A 25171-nucleotide genomic window follows, 5' to 3' on the forward strand; every position below is an offset into this window, starting at 1 on the left:
ACAATCAGGATGGCGTAAATACCTGCACCATATCGCGTCCCAATTCTTTGGCACGATACATCGCAATATCAGCATGACGCGAAAGCTCAATATCATCCTGCGCATGCTGCGGGTACAACGCAATACCAATGCTGCACGACACATGCAGCAGATGACCACCGGCGACCTCGAATGGCTCGCACAGTGCCTGCCGGATTTTTTCCGCGACCAGCAAAGCGTCCTGTTCGTGCTCGATAACGGGCAAAAGTACGACGAATTCATCACCGCCCATACGTGCAACGGTGTCGGACTCACGAACACAGCGCAGCATTTTTTCGGCAACGGCGCGCAATAATAAATCACCGACGTGATGCCCGAGGCTGTCGTTAATCGGTTTAAATTTGTCCAGATCCAGATACATCAATGCAAGCAGGTGTTTATCACGCTTGGCGACGGTGATGGCGTGTTGCAGACGGTCACGAAACATCGCGCGATTCGGCAAACCCGATAACTCGTCATACTGCGCCAGATAACGGAAGCGCGCTTCACTCTCACGCAGTTCTCTGGTCATCTCGCGTGCCAGATTCAATGCACGTTCACGACCGGAAACCAGTTGCCAGGTCAGCAGACACATCAACATACTCAACGTAACGCCGATCACGGCGATCAGCCCGGATTTGTCCTTGCCGAGATGCTCTTCAAAACCAGGTAAGGCCGTAATCACGACCGACCAGGAGCGTCCGCCGTTCGCGAGATATTCGGTTACCTCAATGGTCTGATCACGTGAAGAGAACAAGGCCATCGCAGCGGACAATCCTGATTTGACTGGTGCCATGTTCAACGATTCAAGCCGCAAGGATTCGTACATCAGATTACCGGCTGAGGTCTCAACTCCATCGTAAATCCGGACAGCGGTTGCGCGTGGCGTCTCACCATACAGGCTCGCCATCAGATCATCCATACGAAAAGGGGCGAATACCCAGCCGACCAGATTACTATGGCGTGCTTCGGGACTATCCGGTACGACACCGTCTTTGTAGACAGGCAAGTACACGTAAAAACCTTTGTGCAGACTGGCTTTATCCTCATGAGACAGATTCAGCATACCTGTAATCGCCAAAGTACCGGCATCACGGGCGCGCTCCAGGGCGGCTCTGTGCACAGGGTCGGACATAGCGTCGAAGCCTAGTTGGCGACGATTCCGCTCCAGTGATGGCTCGATCTGTATGAACGGTGCCATCCAGGTCTGAGTAGAACGTGTCGCCGTCGCCAGCGGATACAATTGATAATCAACGATACCTTGCTGCCGCATGGCGAGCACATGTGGCTCCAGTTTGCCGGACTCGACCGCCAGGGCGATGCCTAGCCCTTCCATGCCCACATAATCAGCACCTAATTGCAGTGAATTGACGTAGTTGGCGAAGTCCTTGCGCTTGACGACATCCGACATACCGAATACCGCCTGCGCACCACGCAGAACTTGCTCACTGGCGGCAAGCCGTTGTTCGATGCGACTCGCCACATCACGAGCACTGAAGTCCAGTGTGGTACGGGTATCGAGCCAGGCATTGGTTTTTTCGTGACGCCAGAGTGCATAGGTGACGCCCAGCGAAATGCACAGGACGGCGGCGACAGTCAGGCGGCGGCTGAGACTGCTTACCATGATAGATAGAAGTTAACCATTGCATTAGCCAATTCTGGCTTGAAGTATTTTTCAAAAATCGCCAGCACCGTGCCGTCGTCACGCATGCCCTTGATCAGACTGCGCCACTTTTCCTGCTCTGCGATACTCAAGGATTTTTTCGACATGATCAGACCGTGCGGAATCGGCGGGTCATTTGTTTCTATGATGGTAGTCAGGTCGCGGATTGACATGGTTTCGACCTGAGAATAATCGAAAGGCTCGATGATCATGCCATGAATCCGCTTGCTTGCCAGCGCTTGGTATAAAGGTTCCAGCGCAGAGGCATAGGTCACGCGCTGTCCGGCGTGCAATTTATCCACCAGCCGGTTGGCACTTGGACCATATCTGAATGAGCGTATCGCGCCCAACTGCAATGCAGGATTATCCTCAAAATCCGCAAGCTGTTTGACCTGTACGTCTTTACGCACCAGCAAGTAATATTTATTTGAAAAATACCAGGCAAAGGCCGCGTAGCGATCACGCTCGTCATTACGGATACCAGACAGGCTGAAGTCGAGCGCCCCCGATTCGATCAACTGCCAGATGCGGGCTCGCGGCAACACACTGATTGTAATTTTGCAGCCGCTACGTCGCGTCAGTTCATCGGCAATATCTTTGTCAATTCCTGCACCAGTTTGCGATGAGTACAGCAAACCGTGCTCATGCAGAGCCAGCGTCAAAGGACGCGAGCAATCGAAGGCTACCGCCGCAGTTGCGTTGAGTGTTGCAGCCAACGCCACCAATCGGAGCAGTAACATGAATTTTGGGATAAACGGTGTATTCACATGCAAACTTTATAAAAACTGCAAAGCCTGAAAAGCGTTTAACCATGGAGAAAACCTAGCTGATCTTATTGTATAACAGGCAAAGAACAATACTGTGTTTATCGTTGTTCTTGTGTGATTCTCCGACTTTAGGAAAAGTGACGTGTCATCCTTAGCGCAGACAGAATGGATACGAATAAATAACAAACACACAAACAAACTAAGAGACGAAAAAAAGGCGGATATCTCCGCCTTTTTGTTGATACTAGCTAAAACTTTACGATGCTTTTAACTGCCTCGTTGGTTCAGGCTAACTTGCCGTGGCATTGTTTGAACTTTTTACCGCTGCCGCAAGGACATGGATCATTCCGACCAACGGAGAAGGCGTACTCGCCCTGAGCCTGGTCAGGATTCAGCTTGCCGTGGCATTGTTTGAATTTTTTGCCACTGCCGCACGGGCAAGGATCATTACGACCAACTTTGAGAACATATTGGGTCTGACCAGATTCCGGATTTGCAGTAGGAGCTAGCATTTCTTCCGGTGAAGCATTCGCATCAAAATCGGCGTGCTGATAATGCACGTTTTCGACTTGCGACTGCGCCAGTTGCTGCTCGGCTGCTTCGATCTCTTCGCGCGACTGGATACGCACGGTAACAATCGTACGCACCACTTCATTTTTAATCAGATCAAGCATCTGGCCAAATAATTCAAATGCTTCGCGCTTGTATTCCTGTTTAGGATTTTTCTGTGCGTAACCACGCAAGTGAATACCTTGGCGCAAATGATCTAAGGCAGCCAGATGTTCGCGCCAGTGCGAGTCAATACTTTGCAACATGATGCTGCGCTCAAAACCTGCGAATGCATCTTTACCGACCAAAGCCACTTTTGCTTCGTAGGCCGCATCTGCTGCTTTTTGTACGCGCTCCAGAATGTCTTCGTCATTCAGATTCGGTTCCGCTTCGAGCATGCTTGCCAAAGGAATATCCAGAGCCCATTCACTGGCCAGCACCGATTGCAAAGCCGGAATATCCCATTGCTCTTCAACAGATTCGGCTGGAACGTGGGTACGCACAACATCGTAGAACATACCGGCACGCAAAGACGAAATCAGCTCAGACATATCCTGTGCTTCTAACAATTCATTACGCTGCTGATAGATGACTTTACGCTGATCATTGGCGACGTCATCGTATTCCAGCAATTGTTTACGTACGTCGAAGTTACGCGCTTCTACTTTGCGCTGAGCGGATTCGATAGAGCGCGAGACAATACCTGCTTCGATCGGTTCGCCTTCTGGCATCTTCAAGCGGTCCATGATGGCACGTACGCGATCACCTGCAAAAATACGCAGCAACTGATCATCCAGCGACAGATAGAAGCGGGAAGAACCGGGATCACCCTGACGACCGGAACGACCACGCAACTGGTTATCGACGCGACGTGATTCATGACGCTCTGTACCGACGATATGCAAGCCACCGGCATTGACCACATGTTCATGGAGCGATTGCCATTCATCACGCAATTGCTGTGCTTTTTCCTGCTTGACTGCGTCGGACAGTGTTTCATCCGCCTCGATCAGTTGTACCTGTTTGGCGACGTTACCACCCAATACGATATCAGTACCGCGACCGGCCATATTGGTCGCAATCGTGATGCCTTTTGGACGACCCGCCTGGGCAATGATTTCCGCTTCGCGTGCATGCTGTTTTGCATTCAGCACGTTATGCGGCAATTTAGCTTTATCCAGAATGCCGGATAACAATTCAGAATTTTCAATCGAGGTAGTACCGACCAATACCGGCTGACCACGCTCGTAGCAATCCTTGATATCAATCAGCATGGCATTGTATTTTTCTTCGGCGCTCTTGTAGACCTGATCCTGACGATCTTTACGCTGCGAAGGACGGTTCGGCGGAATCACGACGGTTTCGAGGCCGTAGATTTCCTGGAATTCGTAGGCTTCCGTATCGGCTGTACCGGTCATGCCGGACAAACGGTTATACATACGGAAGTAGTTCTGGAATGTAATCGATGCCAGCGTCTGGTTTTCGTTTTGAATCTTGACGCCTTCTTTGGCTTCCACAGCTTGATGCAAACCATCTGACCAGCGACGGCCCGTCATCATACGGCCAGTGAATTCATCGACAATCACGATTTCATTGTCTTGCACCACATAGTGCTGGTCGCGGAAATACAGTGCATGAGCGCGCAATGCCGCATACAGATGATGAATCAGCGTGATATGTGCTGCGTCGTACAAAGATGCGCCTTCCGGCAACAAACCCATCTGGGTCAGGATACGCTCGGCATTGTCGTGACCAGCTTCGGTCAGCAAAACCTGATGCGATTTTTCATCTTTGGTGTAGTCACCCGGAACTTCAATCGTGCTCTTGCCATCCGGTGTTTCTTCACCAATCTGCAAGGTCAGCAGCTTCGGCACTTCATTGATTTTGTAATACAGCTCAGTGTGATTCTCCGCTTGACCGGAGATAATCAGCGGTGTCCGTGCTTCATCGATCAAAATGGAATCGACCTCATCAACCACTGCGAAATTCAGACTGCGCTGGACGCGATCCTTGGCTTCGTACACCATATTGTCACGCAGGTAGTCAAAACCGAATTCGTTGTTGGTACCGTAAGTAATATCAGAAGCGTAAGCGACCTGTTTCGCATCATGTTCGAGCTGAGACAGATTGACGCCCGTACTCAGGCCGAGCCAAGCATATAATTTGCCCATCCACTCTGCATCACGTTGCGCCAGATAATCATTCACGGTGACAACGTGCACGCCCTTGCCCGACAATGCATTCAGGTAGGTCGGCAATGTCGCCATCAAAGTTTTACCTTCGCCGGTGCCCATTTCAGCAATTTTGCCGTAATGCAGCACCATGCCGCCTATCATCTGCACATCAAAATGGCGCATTTTGAGAACGCGCTTACTGGCTTCGCGGCAAACCGCAAATGCTTCCGGCAAGATCGCATCCAGGGTTTCACCATTCTCGACGCGGGTTTTGAACTCCGCAGTCTTGGCCTGCAAGGCCTCATCCGACAAGGCTTCCAGCTTGGGTTCCAATGCGTTGATGTCACGCACGGTTTTTTGGTACTGCTTCAAGAGCCGCTGATTGCGACTACCGAATATTTTGGTCAGGAATGACATGCTATGAATGGATGAATGAATTCTGAAAAAAATTGCCGCTTGATCAACAATAACTCAAAAAATTGATTTTGCAACAACAATAAGCTAACACAAGTAAACGTCGGATTTTAACATGGCAACGCTGGTCACTAGCAATTGCTCAATGACAAAGTGACATATGTAGGAGGATTTGGAGGCAAATTTACCAAAAACAAGTTTATTTTTGGCTAATCGCTGCCATGTCAGCCTGATTCGCACCCGCGTTCAGAAATTTGCTTGGGTTTTGCGGCACGCCTTTGACGTGAACCTCGAAATGCAGATGCGCCCCTGTAGAGCGTCCGGTGGAGCCAATATCAGCAATGTGCTGACCCCGCTTGACGATATCGCCGACTTTGACGTACACCTTCGATGTATGCGCATAGCGGGTCATGATTTCGCCGCCATGATCAATTTCGATCATGTTGCCGAATTGCGGATGAAACTCCGCGGCAATCACCACACCACCTGCAGCAGCGACAATCGTGGTTCCGGTTGGCGCAGGAAAATCAATGCCTTCATGAAATGCACTGCGACCGGAGAAAGGATCCAGCCGCCAGCCAAACGTAGACGCGTTGTAGCTCGCGTTCACCGGAGAAATCGTCGGCAATAATTTTGACTGCACTTTAAAGCCCATCAATTTCGTCTCGACCACGTTCATATAATCAGAACGAAGCTCGACGTCTTTTGCCATGGCATCCATTGCTGCCTGAAACTCCGTCATAGTCAATTCCCGCGGTGGGACTGAGGACATTTCTGCGCCGCCACGCCCTGGCAATTCGCGGAAATTAAACTCCTCCGGCTTGACACCAGCCAGACCCTGCACCCGCTCGCCAAGTGCATCCAGACGTATCAGCTGAGCCTGCATTTCGCCAAGCTTGACGGCCATGGCAGCGATATTTTCTTTGACGTAGCGATCCTTCGCATTCGGATCATTCGCCACGGCAACCGGTACAAAATCTCGTAAAAAAGGGATGTCACCGCTGGCCAGGCGCAAGGTTAAGGCGGCCATCACGGCGGAACAAATCATGGTCAGCATCAAGAAACCAAGAATGCCGAAAATCAGGTGGTTGGAACTGAGGGTAATAGACTTTGCTTTGGTGAAGCGCGAATGCATAATGATAATTTGCATCAATTCACTCCTGAAAAAGTGACGCCACCATAGCAACGTGAGCAGATGCTGAGGGCGAACAAACCAGGCAGTTTGTGGTAAGGTTCCATCCATGCAAGCATCTTCACCACCTCCCTATCGAATCAACATCAAACGCGGACGAAAATTGCCGGAAACCAGCGGTGCCGCCGATTTCTTGCGTAGCAACGAACAAATTTCGCCTCTCTTACCTACGATCAGGCGCAATGCCAAATTGCAAAAAGACTGCGGGAACCTGCTCCCCGCGATGTTTGAAGCCTGCGATGTACTGCAGTTAGAAGAGGGTCAGCTTACCCTGTCTGCACCCAACGCTGCCCTAGCCACCAAACTCAAACAACAGTGTCCAAAATTGCAAGACGGTTTACTACAGCGGGGATGGCAGATTAACGCAATCCGTATCAAAGTACAAGTCAGGCGAAAAGTCGAGCCTAAGCCCTATGTCAAACAATGCAGCCTGTCTGACCGCGCTGTCAAAGCCTTTGATAGTCTGGAAAATGCCTTAGAAAATACACCACAAAATGCAGAGTTGAGAGCGGCCTTGCATAAACTGGTGAAGCGGCATCAGTCAGGCACATAGCCTGACATTGCTCTGATAAAAGTAGAATCGGGGGAGTATTTTTCAATCGCGCCGTAAAATAGGCGGATTAAGCAGAATTTTTACCTATACTCACCCTGAGTATAGGGCTTACAGCAAATCAGTTTGGGTGTATTCCAAACCCGCCGCTGTCGAGATGCAGACAGTTCACAAATAGTTGCGGACTCTGACTGCGAAATGGTGGCTTTGCATGCTGCTCAAGGCTTTTTTGCCTGGCGCTATTACTAATATTTTCCGGCAAACTTGCATCGCCAACAAACTTAGGAAGACAACGCCCATTCACGCTGCTCTTGCAAACCGTAAGAATCCGGCGCATTTTCAATCGCATCAAAGCTCACAATTTCATAAGCATCAGGTTGTTCCAGCAAGACCCGCAATAACTGATTATTTAAACCATGACCAGATTTATGCGCGGTATAACTCGCCAGCAAAGGATGACCGATCAGGTAGAGATCGCCGATCGCATCCAGAATTTTGTGGCGGACAAATTCATCATCAAAACGCAGGCCATCTGCGTTCAGAATCCGGTATTCATCCATCACGATGGCATTTTCCATCGAGCCGCCGCGTGCCAGACCGATCCCGCGCAGCATCTCTACATCTTGCATAAACCCGAAAGTACGTGCCCGGGCGACATCTTTGCTATATGAGACTTTGGCGAAATCAACTTCGGCCGTTTGCGTTGTTCCATCCACGGCTGGATGATTAAACTCGATAAAAAAATGTAATTTAAAACCGTCGAAAGGTTCAAGGCGCGCCCATTTTTCAGACTTACCTGTGCCTTCACGAATTTCGACGGGCTTTAACACACGAATGAATTTCTTGGCAGCTTCCTGCTCTTGCATGCCTGCCTGCTGCAACAGGTAGACAAACGAGGATGCAGAGCCATCCATGATAGGAATTTCTTCTGCGCTGATATCGATATATAGATTATCAATACCCAGTCCTGCGCATGCTGATAACAAATGCTCTACCGTAGAGACCTTGGCGCCATCGACGTTCAACGTCGATGCCATACGCGTATCGCCGACATTCAAGGCGGTTGCCGGAAACACCACCGGAGGCACGAGATCGGTGCGTGTAAAAATAATACCGGTATCAATAGCAGCAGGCCGCAGCACCAGGTCAACCCGGGTACCGGAATGCAAGCCGACGCCGACGGTTTTAACAGTTTGTTTGATTGTTCTTTGTTTTAGCATCCCAGCATTATAACGGTTGCTCAAAATCTTCGGTGGCAGTGGCTTGCTTTACAACAAAGCCTGTCTTCATAAAAAAAGCCATAGGATCGCTATGGCTTTTTTTGCCGGAACCTGGAGTCCCGTAGTAAAACTGAGGAGTCTTAACTCAATTGCGCCAGCAGAGTCTCTGCATTTGACACCTCAAACTTGCCGCCCTCTTCCACATTCAATTGCGTCACCACACCATCGACTGCCAGTAAAGAATAACGCTGGGAACGCACGCCCATACCGAATTTGCTGAAGTCAGCATCCAGACCTAGTGCTTTGCTAAAGTCAGCATTACCGTCAGCCATCATGCGTACAGTGCCAGTCGCTTTCTGATCACGGCCCCATGCGCCCATAACGAACGCATCATTGACAGAGATACACCAGATTTCATCAACACCTTTGGCTTTTAAATCGGCGGCGTGCTGAATATAACCAGGAACATGTTTCGCGGAGCAAGTTGGTGTGTAAGCGCCGGGCAAACCAAAAATCGCAATCGTTTTACCTTTAGTCAGATCTTCGACCTTGAAGGTATTTGGTCCTAAAGAACAAGCTTCTGATTCGACTTCGATAAATTCTGCGAGGCTGCCTGCTGGCAATTTGTCACCGATCTTGATGCTCATGTTGTGCTCCTGATTTGTATGGGTTGATTCACGATATTCCCTCAGCGCCGCATTAAAAAATGGATTCCTGCTGCGCTCACTGAGGCTGGTGCGTCAGTATGCCTGAGTCTGCTATTTCGTGCAGAAAGCAAAACGCCAGCACAGAGGCTGGCGTTTTTTTTGATACTGACCTTCAGATACGACGGATCTTAGTCAGCTTGCTTACGCAGGAAAGCGGGAATGTCGTAAGTCTCCATTCCATTTTTTTCCAAAGCACGCACAGTATCAGAGGCTGATTCACGACGCCATACTGCTGGCTTGCTCAAACCGTCAAACGCAGGCGCAGCTATACCCGTTGTGGTTGTCGCAGCAGACGCCATCACTGGAGATGCCATCATGGGTTCATTGTGCGTACCGGTACGCAGCATCGGTGTTTGTACCAGCTGGATATTTTTCTTGCCACGACCCAGACCGGTTGCAACGACGGTCACGCGGATGTCGTCACCCATCGTATCGTCATACGCAATACCTTGAGCAATCGAAGCATCTGGTGCAGCGAATGCGCGAACTGCCGCCATGACTTCCTTGATCTCTTTACCCTTGAGACCACGACTGGCTGTCACATTGACCAGGACACCGCGCGCGCCTGACAAGTCGATACCGTCCAACAATGGTGAAGCAACTGCCTGCTCGGCAGCGATACGCGCACGATCAACACCGGATGCTGTTGCCGTACCCATCATCGCTTTACCTTGTTCACCCATAATGGTTTTCACGTCGTTAAAATCGACGTTGATGTGACCAGGTACATTGATGATTTCGGCGATACCGGCAACTGCATTGTTCAACACATCGTCGGCGTGTTGCAGCCATTCAATCATGCTGTCGTCTTCATAGATCTCTTCGAGTTTTTCGTTCAGGATGATGATCAGTGAATCAACGTGCTGCGACAAAGCTTCCAACCCTTCGTCGGCGATGTCCATGCATTTTTTACCTTCGTAAGAAAATGGCTTGGATACGACGGCCACGGTTAACGCACCCAGTTCTTTTGCCACTTGTGCGACTACGGGTGCGGCACCAGTACCAGTCCCGCCGCCCATACCGGCAGCGATAAACACCATGTGCGAACCACGCAATGCATCTTCAATCCGTGCGCGTGATTCTTCTGCAAGCTGGCGACCCACTTCAGGTTTCATGCCTGCGCCCAAACCGGTCTCACCGATCTGAATCACGTTATGTGCTTTGGACTGCAACAAAGCCTGTGCGTCAGTGTTAGCAGCGATGAACTCAACTCCTGCCACACCTTTATTAATCATGTGCTGCACAGCATTGCCGCCTGCGCCGCCTACGCCCACGACCTTGATTACGGTGCCTTGGGTAGCGTTATCAACCATATCGAACTCCATCATGACTCCTTTAGGTAGGCAGTTTTCAGTCGATAATCATCACGATTCCTGCATGTGCGTGACGACTAGCGACTAATAACTGCAGATAAGAACATTATAAAATGATTACTACTATTTCCACTACAGTTTTCACACCAATTACCACTTAAAAATTCCCTAAAAACCACTCTTTCATACGCTGCCACACTGCTTTTGCAGAACCTTCTTGCCGTGTGACGATATGACCGCGCATATACTGCTTCTTCGCTTCCAACAACAAACCTAAAACTGTCGCATAACGAGGACTGCGAACGACATCCGCTAACTGTCCGGAATACACCGGCATACCCAAACGCGTTGGTTTTAAAAAGATATCTTCTGCCATTTCAACCATGCCTGGCATGATCGCTGAACCACCGGTTAAAACGATGCCGGATGACAGTACATCCTCGTATCCTGATTCACGGACGACTTGATGAACCAATGCGAATAATTCTTCAACACGCGGTTCGATCACAGCAGCCAGCGCCTGGCGGGATAAAGAGCGCGGACCACGATCACCGAGGCCGGGTACTTCGAGCGTATCAGACGGATCAGCCAATACCTGCTTCGCTACACCAAAACGAATTTTGATTTCTTCCGCTTCGGACGTCGGTGTCCGTAATGCCATCGCGATGTCATTCGTGATCTGATCACCGGCAATAGGAATCACCGCAGTATGGCGAATCGCACCTTCACTAAACACCGCCACGTCGGTAGTACCGCCGCCGATATCGATCAGCACAACCCCAAGTTCTTTTTCATCTTTGGTCAATACTGCCTCAGCAGAAGCCATCGGTTGCAGTATCAGATCGGAGACCTCAAGGCCACAACGACGTACGCATTTGACGATGTTCTGTACCGCAGACACGGCACCAGTAACGATATGTACTTTGACTTCGAGACGAATACCGCTCATGCCTATCGGCTCGCGCACATCGTCCTGACTATCGACAATAAATTCTTGTGGCAAGGTATGCAGCAATTGCTGATCAGTAGGAATATTGACGGCTTTAGCCGTCTCGATCACGCGCGAAACATCCGCAGCAGTAACTTCTTTGTCCTTGATCGCCACCATACCGCTAGAATTAAAACTGCGGATATGGCTGCCAGCAATGCCGGTATACACATGACGAATTTTGCAATCAGCCATCAGCTCAGCTTCTTCCAAAGCGCGCTGAATCGATTCGACGGTGGCTTCAATATTAACGACCACACCTTTTTTCAGGCCCTTGGAATCATGCTGACCCAAGCCGATCACTTCATGACGACCATCGGGCATCACCTCGGCTACCACCGCAACAATTTTGGAGGTGCCAATATCGAGGCCGACTATCAGGTTTTTTGCATCTTTTGTCATGTACTTACTTTCGTTTAACCTTAAGCTTTGGATTAATTCCAAAGGCATTGTGACTGGACTTCAGCGCAAGGCCATTGGGATAACGCATATCCACACTTTCAATACTGTCCTGCAAACTGGCGACTAACTGCGGGTACACAGTCAGCAAGCGATCGACCCGATTCTTTAAAGTCTGATCATCCTGCAACCTGCCCAACTCCACCTTCATACCGTTATTTAATTTCAGACTCCATGCATAACGGCTTGAATACTGTACGACCTCAGGTGCCAGACTAATATTGGCAAACCATTGCTTAAAATCGAGGTAGCGTGCCAGCACTTCTTTTTCACTACCTTCTGGTCCAGCAAACGCAATCAACTCGGCGTCTTCTTCCGCTTCCGCCAGATTGGCAGTAAACACATCGCCCTTGACTGACATCAAGCGACCATCTTCACCCCAGGTACCGAGTGCCTGATGTTCTTCCAGGGTCACGATCAGTTTGTTTGGCCATTCTCTCTGCACACTGGCTTTGCTTACCCAAGGTACCGATTCAAAAGCCGTCCTGACATTGTCCAGATTCGTCGTAAAAAAATTCCCGCGCATCTTTGGCAGTGCCGTATCACGAATCGTGAACGCATTTACATGCCGCAAAGCCGCTTGTTCGACACCCTCAACCCTGATCACTTTCAGCGTAAACATCGGCCGCTGCACTACCCACCAGATACCTGACATCAGCAATGCAAGTATAAAAACACCGAACAAAGCATTCGCTGTTGCATTCATTGACCTGATGTCTTGCCACATAACTTACTTATTACCTTCTTTACTGCCCTTGGACATTTTCAATCTTGCCGACCGCAAAATCGTGACGCATAATTCTTCATAACTCATCCCGACAGCGCGCGCAGCCATTGGCACCAGTGAGTGCCCCGTCATACCAGGTGAGGTATTAATCTCAATCAAAAATGGTTCGTTATCAAGTTTACGCAATAACACATCAACTCGCGCCCAGCCCTCGCAATTTACGGCACGATAAGCGTCAACACACATCGCTTGTATTTTTGCCGTCAAGCCTGCGTCCAAAGGGGCGGGACATAAATATTGCGTATCGTCGGTGAAATATTTGTTCTGATAATCGTAGTTGCCATCCGGCGCAACGATCTCGATAATAGGTAAGGCATATGCGTGCTTACCTGTGCCAAGAATCGCAACGGTCAGTTCACGACCTACGATAAATTGTTCAGCCAATACTTCGTCATCGAACTGCGCTGCCAGTGCATACGCCTCCTGCATATCCGAATAGCCATTCACCTTCGTGATACCTATTGTCGATCCCTCATGCGGCGGTTTCAAAATCAAAGGCAGATTCAAACGATCAGGGACCAGGCGCAATTCCGTTTCGGCATTTAGCACTTCATAAGCCGGGGTAGTTAATTGATGGTTCTGCCAGATCTTTTTTGTAAAAATCTTGTCCATCGCAATCGCCGACGCCATCACGCCACTGCCTGTGTAGGGGATACCCAATTGTTCCAGCACACCTTGCAAACTACCATCTTCGCCAAAGCGCCCATGCAAGGCGATAAACACGCGATCAAATTGTTGCTCAGCCAATTCCGCCAGACTGCGCTCACCCGTATCGAACCCGTGCGCATCAACACCTTTGCTTCGCAGTGCTGCCAGCACACCAGTACCAGACATCATTGATACCTCGCGCTCAGCGGAACGCCCGCCAAACAGCACGCCAACCTTACCTAATTCTTTTACATTCTCAATGTCATTCATGACGGCATCTCTGCTTAAGTTCAATCTGTAGATTCAATGTTTTTTATATGACCTGCTATTACTATTTTTTTGCCTGTTTTTTATTCTGCCTGCGTGCTGCGTATATTGATTTTGATTCGGATCTGGTTAAAATTTGATTCTGATTTTTAGCTTACCTGTCACCGGCATTAGCCAGCTTGGCCGGTACAGCACTGATCGATCCAGCTCCCATGACGATTAATACGTCGCCATCTTTCAGTACATGCAAAATATTGTCCGGCATATCTTGTATTGCCTCGACAAACACGGGTTCTACCTTACCGGTGACACGCAATGCTCTTGCCAGAGCACGACCGTCAGCGGCGACAACCGGCGCTTCGCCGGCGGCATAGACTTCAGCCAGAACAACCGCATCGGCAGTTGAAATCACTTTGACGAAGTCCTCAAATAAATCACGGGTACGGGTATATCGATGCGGCTGAAATGCCAGTACCAGGCGGCGACCAGGATAAGCACCGCGAGCAGCTGCAAGTGTTGCTGCCATCTCTACCGGATGGTGACCATAGTCATCGACCAGCGCAAAGCTGCCTACTGACTTACCATCGGCGTCAGCTAAGTTAATCTCGCCATAGCGCGTGAAGCGACGGCCAACACCATGAAATTCACTCAATGCTTTTTGCGTTGCCTCATCTGCCACGCCGACCTCACGTGCAATCGCAATCGCTGCGCAGGCATTTTGTACATTGTGCATACCGGGTTGATTCAGGCTAACCTGCATAGCTTCATAGCCATCCTGAATTACCGTGAACTGCATTACGCCACCGACGGCTTTTGCATCAACAGCGCGGATATCAGCTTCCTCATGAAAACCATAAGTCACGATGGGTTTAGAAATAAACGGCATGATTTCACGCACATGCACATCGTCGAGACACAACACCGCAACGCCGTAAAACGGTAAGCGTTGTGTGAATTCAATAAATGCTTGTTTCAACTTACTAAAATCATGCTCATACGTTTCCATATGGTCGGCATCGATATTGGTAATGACTTCAATCACCGGTAATAAATTCAAGAACGATGCGTCGGATTCATCGGCTTCCGCAACGATAAAATCACCACTACCAAGTTTGGCATTAGCGCCAGCGCTATTCAAACGGCCACCGATCACATAAGTAGGATCGAAACCGCCCTCGGCTAAAATACTAGCGACCAAGCTAGTGGTCGTTGTCTTGCCATGGGTACCTGCAATTGCGATGCCACTTTTCAGGCGCATCAGTTCCGCCAGCATCACTGCGCGCGGAACGATAGGTATATGTTTTTCACGGGCGGCGATGACTTCTGGATTATCTGCCTTGACGGCTGTAGAAGTGACGATCGCATCGGCTCCGGCAATATTGTCAGCTGCATGGCCGAGCATGACCTTGGCACCCAAATTTGCCAATCGCTGTGATGCCGCATTTGTCCCCAGGTCAGATCCGGAAATCGTATATCCCAGATTCAGCAATACCTCTGCGATACCGCTCATCCCGGAGCCGCCAATACCGACGAAGTGAATATGTTTAACTTTATGTTTCATAGTTTATGTTTCATAGGTCGATCTCATCTAGCTTACTAACTCGCTAACTCGTTAGTACTCGCCAGTTGTTCTAATACTTGTGCAATAGTGTCGTTGGCTTGACGCTGTCCTAATGCATATGCAGTCTCAGCCATGGACAAGCACTGCGCTCTGCTCATGCTCTGTAATTTTGCTGCCAGAGTTGCTGCACTTAATTCACTTTGCGGTAAATAAATAGCGGCCTTCTGTTCCGCCATCCATTGCGCATTGTCTTTTTGATGCGAGGTACTTGATGCGACAAAAGGCACCAGAATACTTGCCACGCCTGCGGCAGTCAGTTCAGACACCGTGATTGCACCGGCACGGCAAATCACCAGATCCGCTTCTGCGTAGCGACGCGGCATATCATCAATAAAATCCAGCACTTCCGCTACAACGTTCTCAGCCACATAACGTGCACGCAAAGCATCAATATGTTTTTTTCCGGACTGATGCGTAACTTGTGGCCTGTTCTGTTCAGGAATCAACGCCAACGCGGCGGGTACGCTATCGTTTAAGGCCTGCGCACCAAGACTACCGCCAACAATTAATATTTTTAAAGCGCCACTTCTGTTTGCATAACGCTCTGCAGGCGTTGCCAGGGCGCATATTTCCTTGCGAATCGGGTTCCCCGTCACCTGAATTTTTTTATCTTGCGCGAGATCACTGGAAGGCAGACCAAACAAGACGCGCTTTGCAATCGGACGCAATAATTTGTTCGACAACAGTAAAGCAGCATCGGCATTCATCAGCACAACAGGTTTACCACGCAACGCCGCCATCACTCCGCCAGGCACCGTTACATAGCCACCCATGCCGAGCACGACATCAGGTTGGCGCTTTCCTACAATACGCAAGCACGTGAAAAAACTGGCTAGCAATTTAAATCCACCAGTCAGACTATGCAGCAGTCCTTTTCCACGCATGCCTGAGAAAGCAATCGTATCCATCGTCACACCATGCTTAGGCACAATCTGATTTTCCATTCCCGTAGTCGTACCAAGCCAAGACACTTGCCAGCCGCGCGCCTGCATCGTTTCGGCAATGGCCAGACCGGGGAAGATATGACCACCAGTTCCTGCGGCCATAATCAATAATTTCTTGGTACTCATATCCGTCCCCCGCGCATCAGGACACGGTTTTCATAATCAATTCGCAGCAGGATCGCCAGACCGACACAGTTAATCAGGACACCGGAGCCACCGTAGCTCATCAAAGGCAAGGTCAGACCCTTTGTCGGCAGCAAACCCAGATTCACTCCCATATTGATGAAAGCCTGAACACCGATCCAGATGCCAATACCTTTCGCAGTTAAGCCTGCAAAAGTTAAGTCAAGAGCAATCGCCTGACGACCAATTTCAAACGCGCGTTTCAGAATCCAGTAAAACAACAGAACTACTGTCAGAACACCGACAAAACCCAACTCTTCACCGATCACGGCAAGTAAAAAATCAGTGTGCGCCTCCGGTAAATAATGCAATTTCTCGACACTCGCACCAAGGCCAACGCCAAACAATTCACCACGACCAAATGCAATCAGAGAATGCGTCAATTGATACGCCTTACCCAGCGCATGGTCATCATCAAATGGACTGAGATAGGCGAAAATCCTCTCCCGACGCCACGGCGACAACATGATCACCATACTAAAAATTCCCACCAGGGTCGCCGCAATGCCACCAAACCAAATACCATTGATACCACCCAAAAACAAAATACCCATGGCGACACAAACGATCACACCAAAGGCACCGAGATCCGGCTCCAGTAGCAGTAGTAAGCCAACCACGCCAACTGCGGCCGCCATCGGCAAAAAACCTTTGGTCAGTTTATGCATATATTCCTGTTTGCGAACCGTGTAATCTGCGGCGTACAAAACAACAAAAAGCTTCATCAATTCGGACGGTTGCAAATTAAATACTTTAAAAGACAACCAACGTTTGGCACCATTCACACCTTTACCGAGTCCCGGAATCAGGACGGCAATCAGCAGAATCAAGGTCGCCACAAACAGATATGGCGCAATTTTTTGCCAGGTTGAGATACGAATCCTGAATACAAATAATCCAGCGATCAGAGATACGACAACAAACATCGCCTGCCGCATCAGGAAATGGGTGTTTTTGTAATTCGCATATTTAGGTGAATCCGGCAGTGAGATCGATGCGGAATACACCATAACCATACCGAATACCATCAGAATCAAAGTGACCCACACCAGAGGCTGATCGTATTCCATCATTGTCGAGCGTTTCGCCAAATGTGCCGCAGCAGCTGGCTCTGCCGAAAATGGCAACCACTTACTTGACGATGCTGCGAGTGACAGAATGGCTTGCTTCATCAGAACACCTCACCGCTGGAGAGGCCGATTTCTTTCACTGCGTCGACGAAAACCTGTGCACGATGCCCATAGTTACGGAACATATCCAGACTAGCGCAGGCAGGTGACAGCAAGACGACATCACCCTCATTTGCCAGCGCAGCCGCTGCCTGCACAGCCGATTCCAGCGTTGCATAATTGATGATGGCATCCTGCATCATTTCACTATTGAACTGAATTGCCTGACGAATTGCCTCGGCATCTTTGCCTATCAGTAAAACTGCTTTAGCAAACTGCGTAACCTGAGAGGCTAAAGGAGAAAAATCTTGTCCTTTGCCATCACCACCAGCGATCAGAATGATGCGCTTATTAAAGTCCGTACCTGCACTGAGCTCCTGGCCCAGTCCTTTCAGGGCTGCGACTGTCGCGCCTACATTCGTCCCCTTGCTATCATCGACATAGGTGACGCCAGCAATTGTCGCCACGACTTCGACACGGTGCGGTTCGCCTTGATATTCACGCACGCCGTGGAGCAAAGGCGCGAACGATAAACCAATCGCCCGACAGAGCGCCAACGCAGCGAGGACATTACAGGCATTGTGTTGTCCGCGAATTTTTAATGCATCGACCGGCATCAGGCGCGCAATCGTGAAGGGGATTTCTTCAACTTCTTTTTTCTTGCGACGACCTGTTACAGGCGTGACGTCCTCGCTGGCAACTGCTGCAGCCAGCCAGGTCATGCCATGCTCGCTTAGCAAACCCAGATCGTTTGCATGTTCTGGAGCAGAAATACCAAAACTGATCGTACTAGTATCTGGACGCGCCATCGCCATGACCAGAGCATCATCACGGTTCAGCACCTGTACCGCCTGCGTGCCAAAAATGCGCGCCTTATCCGCACAGTAAGCAGCCAGATCGCCATGCCAGTCCAGATGATCCTGTGTGATATTCAATACCGTCGCAACATCTGGCTCAAGACTAAAAGTCGTATGTAACTGGAAACTCGATAATTCGAGCACCCAGACCTGCGGCAACTCACCGCACTCCAGACCTTCATGTGATAAAGCTTCGCGCTCTAATTCTTCACGTAATACATCGAGCACAGCCGGACTGATATTGCCAGCAACTTTAGTAGATAGACCAGCACGTTCACACAGCAAACCCACCAGGCTAGTTACTGTAGTTTTGCCATTTGTACCTGTGATCGCAATAATTTTCGGGGAGTAATCACGCTCTGCTTTTAAGTCAGCCAAGGCTTGTGCGAATAACTCAATCTCACCCCATACCGGAATATTTTTTTGCTTTGCCTCGGGTAACAAACTTGCCATTTCACGCAGAGGTGACAAACCTGGGCTAACGGCAATCGCATCAATTCCATCTAGCAAAGTCAGCGTAAATTCACCACTGACAAATTCAATCTCAGACGACAAGGCATTGAGTATTTCGAGACGATCCGGCTTGGCGCGGGTATCGGCAATGCGTAAACGGGCACCACAACGCAATAACCATTGCGCCATAGCTAGACCGCTCTCGCCCAGACCTAATACCAACACGTGTTTGCCAGAAAAATTCATGGTGCTCTTTTTAATTATGTCGCTAATTTTGCTTCTATTTTTTACTAATTCTGTACTTCATGATGCGCCGGATCAGTTACCGTTTCAGCCAAGGCTAACGTAACTTGAGTGAAGACAAACCGACCAGAACCAACATCATCGAAATAATCCAGAAACGCACAACAACCTGCGTTTCTTTCCAGCCCTTTTGTTCAAAATGATGATGCAGGGGCGCCATCAAAAACAATCTGCGACCAACTCCGTAGCGCTTCTTGGTAAATTTAAAGTAGCCGACTTGCAAAATAATCGATACAGTTTCCACCACAAAAATACCGCCCATAATGAACAGGACGATTTCCTGACGGACAATCACAGCAACCGTACCAAGTGCGCCACCCAATGCCAACGCGCCAACGTCCCCCATAAAGACCTGTGCAGGATGGGCATTAAACCAAAGGAAAGCTAAACCGGCACCTGCCATGGCACCGCAGAAAATTAATAACTCACCGGCACCGGGTATGTGCGGTATCAACAGATATTTAGCGTAGCCGACGTTACCCGTCAGGTACGCAAATAAGCCCAGTGCAGAACCGACCATAATCGTCGGCATGATCGCCAGGCCATCAAGACCATCGGTAAAGTTCACGGCATTACTGGTGCCCACAATGACACAGTAAGTCAGCCCGATAAAACCCCATACACCCAGGGGATAGCTGATCGATTTAAAGAACGGCACAATCAGATCGGCTTTCGGTGGCAGATCCATACTGAAACCGGATTGCACCCAGGCGATGAATAATTCCAGCACTTTCGTATTCGATGGAGCTGATACGGTAAATGCGAGATAAAAGGCGGCAATAATCCCGATCACTGATTGCCAGAAATATTTCTCTCTGGAGCGCATTCCTTCCGGATCTTTATAAACTACTTTGCGGTAATCATCCGCCCAGCCAATTGCGCCAAACCCCAGAGTCACGATCAAGACAATCCATACAAAGCGATTACTCAGATCCGCCCACAACAAAGTCGAGATACCGATAGAAATCAAAATCAGTACGCCACCCATCGTCGGTGTGCCCGATTTAATCAGATGTGTTTGCGGACCATCGGTGCGTACTGCCTGACCGACCTTCAGACGGGTCAGCATGCGAATCACCGCGGGACCAGCAAAAATACCGATAGAGATCGCTGTCAGAGTTGCGAACACTGCGCGAAAAGTAATAAATCCAAAGACCCGCAAAAGGCCAAAATCTTGTTTGAAAAATTGTGCTAACCAAAGCAACATGTTAATGACTTCCTATTGATTGTTGTTTAGTCAGATGGGCAACGACGCGTTCCATTTTCATGAAACGGGAACCCTTGATCAGGATGGTGCTATTGCTGTCAATCGCGACATCAAGCGCGGAACACAGTTCAGCCACATCAGAAAAGTGTTGCGCACCAGCGCCATAAGCCTGGGCCGTGTGTTGTGCCAATTCACCTAGCGTCAGCAACTGCGCAATGCCGCGCTCATGGGCGTAATGTCCAATTTCTTCATGAAAAGCGACGCCATCATCACCAACCTCACCCATATCGCCAAGCACTAAGACGCTCGATTGTGTCGCGGGTGCCAGCACATCGATTGCGGCTCGCACCGAATCCGGATTTGCGTTGTACGTGTCATCAATAATGCGTGCATTGTTATGGGCTTGCTTACTTTGCAAACGCCCGTTGACGGGACTAAACGCTTGCAAGCCTGTAGCAATCACCTCGTTCGGCACACCAATACTGTGGCAGCAAGCTGCGGCGGCTAGCGCATTACGTACGTTATGAACTCCGACTGCGGCAAGCTTGATGGTGATGTCACTGCCGCCAATACGCATCTGTAGTTCACTACCAAAATCACTACCGACACTTTGTACCTGATAAGTCGCGCTGACATCGGCGTCTGCGCTCAAGCCGAATGTCACGATCTTGCGTTGTCCAGTCTCAGCTGCATAAGCACGCCATAAATCCGAGTAAGTATCGTCTGCCGGAAATACGGCGACGCCATTGGCGGGTAACTGCCGTAACACAGTTCCATTTTCTTCAGCCACTGCCTGCACGGTCTGCATGAATTCCTGATGCTCACGCTGCGCATTATTGACCATGGCTACTGTCGCTTGCGCCACCGACGCCAGTACTGCAATTTCACCAGGATGATTCATACCGAGTTCGAACACAGCGGCCTGATGCGCCTTATTCAAACGCAATACCGTCAAAGGTACGCCGATCTCATTATTCAGATTGCCGCTGGTCGCAAGCGAATGTTCTTCGCCGACATAGGCAGTCAAAATCGAAGCGATCATTTCCTTTACAGTAGTCTTACCGTTACTGCCTGTGACCGCGATGACAGGCAAGCTAAATTGCTGCCGCCAGTAACGGGCGATTTCCTGCAATGCCAATAAAGTGTTTGGTACGATCAGTGCAGGCACACCCAGATCCGCCGGCACGTGTTCGGCCACAACGGCAACAGCACCTCTTACCACGACATCCGTCAAAAAATCATGTGCATCGAAATGTTCCCCGCGCAAAGCAACAAACAAATCGCCCGCCATCACTTTACGGCTGTCAGTCGTTAATCCTGTCAGCACGACATTGTCTGCATCGCTCGTAACCGTGCTGTGCAAACGTGCATGACTCACTACGGCACATAATTGTTGAAGAGTTACCTGCATCAGCTACTCCTCTTCATATTGCCGCTGGTAGCAACGGTTGCCAATGCCAGGGCTGCGTGTTCTTCATCTGAAAATGGCCATTTTTTGCCATTAATGTCTTGATAGCTCTCGTGCCCCTTACCTGCGAGCAGGACAACATCATTGTTGCCCGCATGTTTGATCGCATACAGAATTGCAGATGCCCGGTCTTCGATTGCATGCGGCGTACCACTCATTCCCTGAAGTATCTGAGCAATGATGCCGGCAGGGCTTTCTGTTCGCGGATTATCACTGGTGACGACAGCATGATGTGCCTGTTCGGCAATCTTGCCCATCTGCGGACGCTTGCCCGGATCCCGGTCACCACCACAACCAAACACACACCACAATTCGCCATGACGCTCTTCCGCCACCTGCAACAAAGTCTGGATAGTCTTTTCTAACGCATCCGGTGTATGCGCATAGTCGATCACCACCATCACATGGCCGGCAGTCCCCAATTGCTGCATACGTCCCGGAACCGAGGTCAGTTTTTCAATCACGCTCAGTGCCTTGCTCCAGGTCACACCCGTTGCCAATAACACACTCAATACGCCGAGGACATTACTAACATTGAAGCGACCGATCATCTGCGTCTTTACCTGTCCGGATCCGAACGGAGAATCAACATGGAAGCTGGTTCCCGCATGGTGAGTGCGGATGTTGCTGGCATAAATAACCTCAGCAGCATCATGCTGTTTTTGCTCAAGACTGTAAGCAAGCACACGGGTCTTTACTCGCTTGGCTGGCTCATTCGCTTTCAGATGCTGTATCAGTTCGAGGCCATAAGCGTCGTCCAGATTAAGTACGGCAACACCTAAATCAGGCCAGTCGAACAAGGCTGTTTTAGCTGCCGCGTAAGCATTCATGTCGCCGTGATAATCGAGGTGATCACGAGTCAGGTTCGTCAGCAAAGCGACGTCAAAATGTAAACCGTTCAAACGACCTTGATGTAAGCCTATCGACGATGCTTCGATCGCCAGGGCTTTTGCTCCTGCATCACGTAAATCTGCCAGCCGGCGTTGCAGCTGTATTGCATCAGGCGTTGTAAAGCCAGTCTCAACCAGATTCGCCAGTGCACCGTCTCTATAATTGCCGACACCCAGAGTACCGATGACCGCACTGGTTTTACCCGTCAGTGACAGCGCCTTTGCCAGCCATTGCGAGCAAGAGGTTTTCCCGTTAGTGCCAGTAACTGCGATCGTCAGCATGTCATGGTCAGGCTCGGCATACCAGGCATTCGCAACCGGACCGAGTTGATCCTGCAATCCGGTTACTGCAAGATGTGGGACAGCCAAACTCATATCCCAGGAAAAATTATTAGATTCGTAGACGACTGCAACGGCACCATTATCAATTGCGCTTTGAATGTGGTGACGACCGTCACCACTCACCCCATGAGCACCACTGATAGGGAAGGCAAAAAACACATCGCCCTTGGCGATCGCACGAGAATCTGAACTCAGGTGCGAACGCGGTGTTACGGCTGGAAGCTGACGCAGCCATTTTAAAATTTCTGTCATTGGTTCTTTATGCTTGGTCATCACATACTCTCCTGCACACTGTTGTCAGGAATAATGTTGAGGACACTGGAATCTGGGGGAACGTTCATCGAACGTAAAATATTCGCAGTAATCGCGGCGAATACTGGTGCAGCGACTGTGCCACCGTAGTAGCCACCAGTTGTCGGCTCATCGATCATGACGGCAACGATGACACGGGGATTCGATACCGGCGCAAAACCGACGAAGTCACCGACGTATTTATTCACATACTTACCGCCTTCGATCTTGTGCGCGGTACCGGTTTTACCCGCCACACGATAGCCGGCGATACGCGCCTGAGTAGCGGTGCCGCCAGGCTCTGTCACGGTCTCCATCATCATGCGTAATTGCTGGGCAGTTTTTTCCGAAATCACACGATGGCCGACGGGCTGATCCGATGATTTCTGAAACGTCAAAGGAATCATGTCCCCGTTACGGGCAAAAATCATATAAGCCCGTGCCATCTGGATCAACGACACAGAAACACCATGCCCATAACTCATGGTCGCCTGCTCAATCGGACGCCAGGTCTTAAAGTTACGCAAACGCCCGGCAACCGCACCGGGAAAGCCAAATTTTGGCTGCTGACCGAAACCAACAGTCGTGAACATTTCCCACATTTCTTGTGGCGGCATTTGTAATGCCATTTTTACCGTACCGATATTCGATGATTTTTGTATGACCTGGGCGACAGTCAGTACGCCCTGTTTATGCGCATCATGGATAGTCGCCGTGCCAATCGTCATGCTGCCTGGCGCTGTCTGGATTGGCGTATCCGGCGTAACCCGACCAGTCTCCAGGGCCAATGCGACGGTGAATGGCTTCATCGTCGAGCCAGGCTCAAAAGTGTCGGTCATGACACGATTGCGCAATTGCGCACCCGTCAATACTGAGCGGTCATTCGGGTTATACGAAGGCAAATTAACCAGTGCCAGCACCTCGCCGGTTTTCACATCCAGGACAACTGCGCCACCGGCTTTGGCTTTATGCTTTTCTACAGCCTCTTTCAAATGCGTATAGGCAATGTACTGCACCTTACTATCAATAGAGAGAGTTAAATCTTTGCCATCATGCGGCTCACGGATCGATTCGATATCTTCGACGATGCGGCCAAGGCGATCTTTAATGACACGGCGATTGCCTGTCTTGCCCGCAAGATTTTTTTCCGACGCCAGCTCAATACCTTCCTGACCGATGTCTTCCACATTCGTAAAACCTACTACGTGGGCCATGACCTCGCCCTCCGGGTAGAAGCGTTTATATTCTTTACGCGTTTCAATACCGTTGATACCCAGCGCTACGATTTTTTCCGCGACATCAGCCTCGACCTGACGTTTCAGGTAGACGAACTGGCGGTCGGAATCCAGTTTTTTGCGCAATTCGGATTCAGGCATATCGAGTAAAGCAGCAAGCTGACGCAGCTTCTCTTTTGGCGCTTCCAGAACATCGTCAGGAATTGCCCAGATCGCTTTAACAGGCACGGATGACGCAAGTACCTGTCCATTCCTGTCGGTAATACGGCCGCGTGTCGCTGGCAACTCTAGCGTGCGGGCATAGCGACTCGCACCTTGTTTTTGTAAAAATTCGGTACTCATTCCCTGCAGCCACAAGGCGCGCGTAATCAGCGCCAGAAATGCAGCGAATAAGAAGAATAGCACCAGACGCGAGCGCCATACCGGCAACTTCACCGCCAGTAACGGGCTTGAGGAGAAGGGAACGCCTTTAGCAGCAGCGGTGCGTGACAT

The 25171-nt window shown here is 49.9% G+C and carries 19 protein-coding genes; 1 reads left to right on the plus strand and 18 read right to left on the minus strand.

What is annotated here, in order from left to right; all coding sequences use genetic code 11:
• Positions 1-4: 4 nt before the first annotated feature.
• From ACO0K4_RS05990 to ACO0K4_RS06005, 4 genes are all read right to left on the minus strand, one after another.
• Positions 5-1642, minus strand: coding sequence for a CHASE domain-containing protein (locus tag ACO0K4_RS05990; protein ID WP_422955711.1), 1638 nt, complete (start codon positions 1640-1642; stop codon positions 5-7).
• Positions 1636-2421 carry a substrate-binding periplasmic protein gene (locus ACO0K4_RS05995; RefSeq protein WP_422955712.1) on the minus strand — a complete coding sequence of 262 codons (786 nt, stop codon included), beginning with the start codon at positions 2419-2421 and terminating at the stop codon, positions 1636-1638. The genes ACO0K4_RS05990 and ACO0K4_RS05995 overlap by 7 nt, the downstream gene beginning before the upstream one ends.
• Positions 2422-2732: 311 nt before the next feature.
• Complete coding sequence (gene secA / locus ACO0K4_RS06000; RefSeq protein WP_422955713.1) at positions 2733-5588, minus strand: preprotein translocase subunit SecA; 2856 nt, start codon at positions 5586-5588, stop codon at positions 2733-2735.
• 196 nt (positions 5589-5784) lie between these two features.
• Complete coding sequence (locus ACO0K4_RS06005) at positions 5785-6735, minus strand: M23 family metallopeptidase (RefSeq protein WP_422955714.1); 951 nt, start codon at positions 6733-6735, stop codon at positions 5785-5787.
• Between the two features lie 91 nt (positions 6736-6826).
• Between ACO0K4_RS06005 and ACO0K4_RS06010 the strand changes: the two genes are divergently transcribed.
• Entirely contained in the window at positions 6827-7330 is a 504-nt protein-coding gene (locus tag ACO0K4_RS06010) for a DciA family protein (protein ID WP_422955715.1), read from the plus strand.
• A 278-nt stretch (positions 7331-7608) separates the two neighbouring features.
• Here ACO0K4_RS06010 and lpxC read toward each other — a convergent pair whose 3' ends face one another.
• The 14 genes from lpxC to ACO0K4_RS06080 all read right to left on the minus strand — a co-directional run bounded on the left by lpxC (position 7609) and on the right by ACO0K4_RS06080 (position 25171).
• Positions 7609-8547: a UDP-3-O-acyl-N-acetylglucosamine deacetylase gene (gene lpxC / locus ACO0K4_RS06015; RefSeq protein ID WP_422955864.1), complete on the minus strand. Its 939-nt coding sequence runs from the start codon at positions 8545-8547 to the stop codon at positions 7609-7611.
• Between the two features lie 140 nt (positions 8548-8687).
• Positions 8688-9194 (minus strand): peroxiredoxin, encoded by a 507-nt coding sequence (locus tag ACO0K4_RS06020; protein ID WP_422955716.1) that lies wholly within the window; start codon positions 9192-9194, stop codon positions 8688-8690.
• A 188-nt stretch (positions 9195-9382) separates the two neighbouring features.
• Entirely contained in the window at positions 9383-10579 is a 1197-nt protein-coding gene (ftsZ, locus tag ACO0K4_RS06025; protein WP_422955865.1) for a cell division protein FtsZ, read from the minus strand.
• Between the two features lie 145 nt (positions 10580-10724).
• Entirely contained in the window at positions 10725-11957 is a 1233-nt protein-coding gene (ftsA, locus tag ACO0K4_RS06030; protein WP_422955717.1) for a cell division protein FtsA, read from the minus strand.
• A gap of 4 nt (positions 11958-11961) precedes the next feature.
• A complete protein-coding gene (locus tag ACO0K4_RS06035; protein WP_422955718.1) occupies positions 11962-12741 on the minus strand; it encodes a cell division protein FtsQ/DivIB in 780 nt (259 codons plus the stop codon).
• 3 nt (positions 12742-12744) lie between these two features.
• Positions 12745-13719, minus strand: coding sequence for a D-alanine--D-alanine ligase (locus ACO0K4_RS06040; RefSeq protein ID WP_422955719.1), 975 nt, complete (start codon positions 13717-13719; stop codon positions 12745-12747).
• Between the two features lie 151 nt (positions 13720-13870).
• Entirely contained in the window at positions 13871-15277 is a 1407-nt protein-coding gene (gene murC, locus ACO0K4_RS06045; protein ID WP_422955720.1) for a UDP-N-acetylmuramate--L-alanine ligase, read from the minus strand.
• A 35-nt stretch (positions 15278-15312) separates the two neighbouring features.
• On the minus strand, positions 15313-16407 hold the full coding sequence (gene murG / locus ACO0K4_RS06050; RefSeq protein WP_422955721.1) for an undecaprenyldiphospho-muramoylpentapeptide beta-N-acetylglucosaminyltransferase: 1095 nt from the start codon (positions 16405-16407) through the stop codon (positions 15313-15315).
• On the minus strand, positions 16404-17537 hold the full coding sequence (gene ftsW, locus ACO0K4_RS06055; protein ID WP_422955866.1) for a putative lipid II flippase FtsW: 1134 nt from the start codon (positions 17535-17537) through the stop codon (positions 16404-16406). Before ftsW ends, murG begins: the two co-directional genes overlap by 4 nt.
• Positions 17538-17635: 98 nt before the next feature.
• Positions 17636-19189, minus strand: a complete 1554-nt coding sequence (murD, locus tag ACO0K4_RS06060) for a UDP-N-acetylmuramoyl-L-alanine--D-glutamate ligase (protein WP_422955722.1) — start codon at positions 19187-19189, stop codon at positions 17636-17638.
• A gap of 94 nt (positions 19190-19283) precedes the next feature.
• Complete coding sequence (gene mraY / locus ACO0K4_RS06065; protein ID WP_422955723.1) at positions 19284-20453, minus strand: phospho-N-acetylmuramoyl-pentapeptide-transferase; 1170 nt, start codon at positions 20451-20453, stop codon at positions 19284-19286.
• Between the two features lies 1 nt (position 20454).
• The gene (locus tag ACO0K4_RS06070) at positions 20455-21864 is read right to left on the minus strand and encodes a UDP-N-acetylmuramoyl-tripeptide--D-alanyl-D-alanine ligase (protein WP_422955724.1); all 1410 of its coding nucleotides are present in this window, start codon (positions 21862-21864) and stop codon (positions 20455-20457) included.
• Positions 21864-23426 carry a UDP-N-acetylmuramoyl-L-alanyl-D-glutamate--2,6-diaminopimelate ligase gene (locus ACO0K4_RS06075; protein ID WP_422955725.1) on the minus strand — a complete coding sequence of 521 codons (1563 nt, stop codon included), beginning with the start codon at positions 23424-23426 and terminating at the stop codon, positions 21864-21866. Before ACO0K4_RS06075 ends, ACO0K4_RS06070 begins: the two co-directional genes overlap by 1 nt.
• Positions 23426-25171: a peptidoglycan D,D-transpeptidase FtsI family protein gene (locus tag ACO0K4_RS06080; RefSeq protein ID WP_422955867.1), complete on the minus strand. Its 1746-nt coding sequence runs from the start codon at positions 25169-25171 to the stop codon at positions 23426-23428. Before ACO0K4_RS06080 ends, ACO0K4_RS06075 begins: the two co-directional genes overlap by 1 nt.

Origin of the sequence: Undibacterium sp. RuTC16W (genome assembly GCF_049339445.1) — a bacterium.
Taxonomy (GTDB): domain Bacteria; phylum Pseudomonadota; class Gammaproteobacteria; order Burkholderiales; family Burkholderiaceae_D; genus Undibacterium.

What these genes read in the sequence shown, in the direction of transcription:
- ACO0K4_RS06075 (WP_422955725.1), bottom strand. Translation starts at nt 23,426, where the DNA reads ATGACCAAGCATAAAGAACCAATGACAGAAATTTTAAAATGGCTGCGT.
- ACO0K4_RS06005 (WP_422955714.1), bottom strand. Translation starts at nt 6,735, where the DNA reads ATGCAAATTATCATTATGCATTCGCGCTTCACCAAAGCAAAGTCTATT.
- murG (WP_422955721.1), bottom strand. Translation starts at nt 16,407, where the DNA reads ATGAGTACCAAGAAATTATTGATTATGGCCGCAGGAACTGGTGGTCAT.
- ACO0K4_RS05990 (WP_422955711.1), bottom strand. Translation starts at nt 1,642, where the DNA reads ATGGTAAGCAGTCTCAGCCGCCGCCTGACTGTCGCCGCCGTCCTGTGC.
- ACO0K4_RS06040 (WP_422955719.1), bottom strand. Translation starts at nt 13,719, where the DNA reads ATGAATGACATTGAGAATGTAAAAGAATTAGGTAAGGTTGGCGTGCTG.
- secA (WP_422955713.1), bottom strand. Translation starts at nt 5,588, where the DNA reads ATGTCATTCCTGACCAAAATATTCGGTAGTCGCAATCAGCGGCTCTTG.
- ACO0K4_RS06035 (WP_422955718.1), bottom strand. Translation starts at nt 12,741, where the DNA reads ATGTGGCAAGACATCAGGTCAATGAATGCAACAGCGAATGCTTTGTTC.
- lpxC (WP_422955864.1), bottom strand. Translation starts at nt 8,547, where the DNA reads ATGCTAAAACAAAGAACAATCAAACAAACTGTTAAAACCGTCGGCGTC.
- murC (WP_422955720.1), bottom strand. Translation starts at nt 15,277, where the DNA reads ATGAAACATAAAGTTAAACATATTCACTTCGTCGGTATTGGCGGCTCC.
- ACO0K4_RS05995 (WP_422955712.1), bottom strand. Translation starts at nt 2,421, where the DNA reads ATGTTACTGCTCCGATTGGTGGCGTTGGCTGCAACACTCAACGCAACT.
- ftsW (WP_422955866.1), bottom strand. Translation starts at nt 17,537, where the DNA reads ATGATGGAATACGATCAGCCTCTGGTGTGGGTCACTTTGATTCTGATG.
- ACO0K4_RS06020 (WP_422955716.1), bottom strand. Translation starts at nt 9,194, where the DNA reads ATGAGCATCAAGATCGGTGACAAATTGCCAGCAGGCAGCCTCGCAGAA.
- murD (WP_422955722.1), bottom strand. Translation starts at nt 19,189, where the DNA reads ATGAATTTTTCTGGCAAACACGTGTTGGTATTAGGTCTGGGCGAGAGC.
- ftsA (WP_422955717.1), bottom strand. Translation starts at nt 11,957, where the DNA reads ATGACAAAAGATGCAAAAAACCTGATAGTCGGCCTCGATATTGGCACC.
- ACO0K4_RS06080 (WP_422955867.1), bottom strand. Translation starts at nt 25,171, where the DNA reads ATGTCACGCACCGCTGCTGCTAAAGGCGTTCCCTTCTCCTCAAGCCCG.
- ACO0K4_RS06010 (WP_422955715.1), top strand. Translation starts at nt 6,827, where the DNA reads ATGCAAGCATCTTCACCACCTCCCTATCGAATCAACATCAAACGCGGA.
- ACO0K4_RS06070 (WP_422955724.1), bottom strand. Translation starts at nt 21,864, where the DNA reads ATGCAGGTAACTCTTCAACAATTATGTGCCGTAGTGAGTCATGCACGT.
- mraY (WP_422955723.1), bottom strand. Translation starts at nt 20,453, where the DNA reads ATGTTGCTTTGGTTAGCACAATTTTTCAAACAAGATTTTGGCCTTTTG.
- ftsZ (WP_422955865.1), bottom strand. Translation starts at nt 10,579, where the DNA reads ATGGAGTTCGATATGGTTGATAACGCTACCCAAGGCACCGTAATCAAG.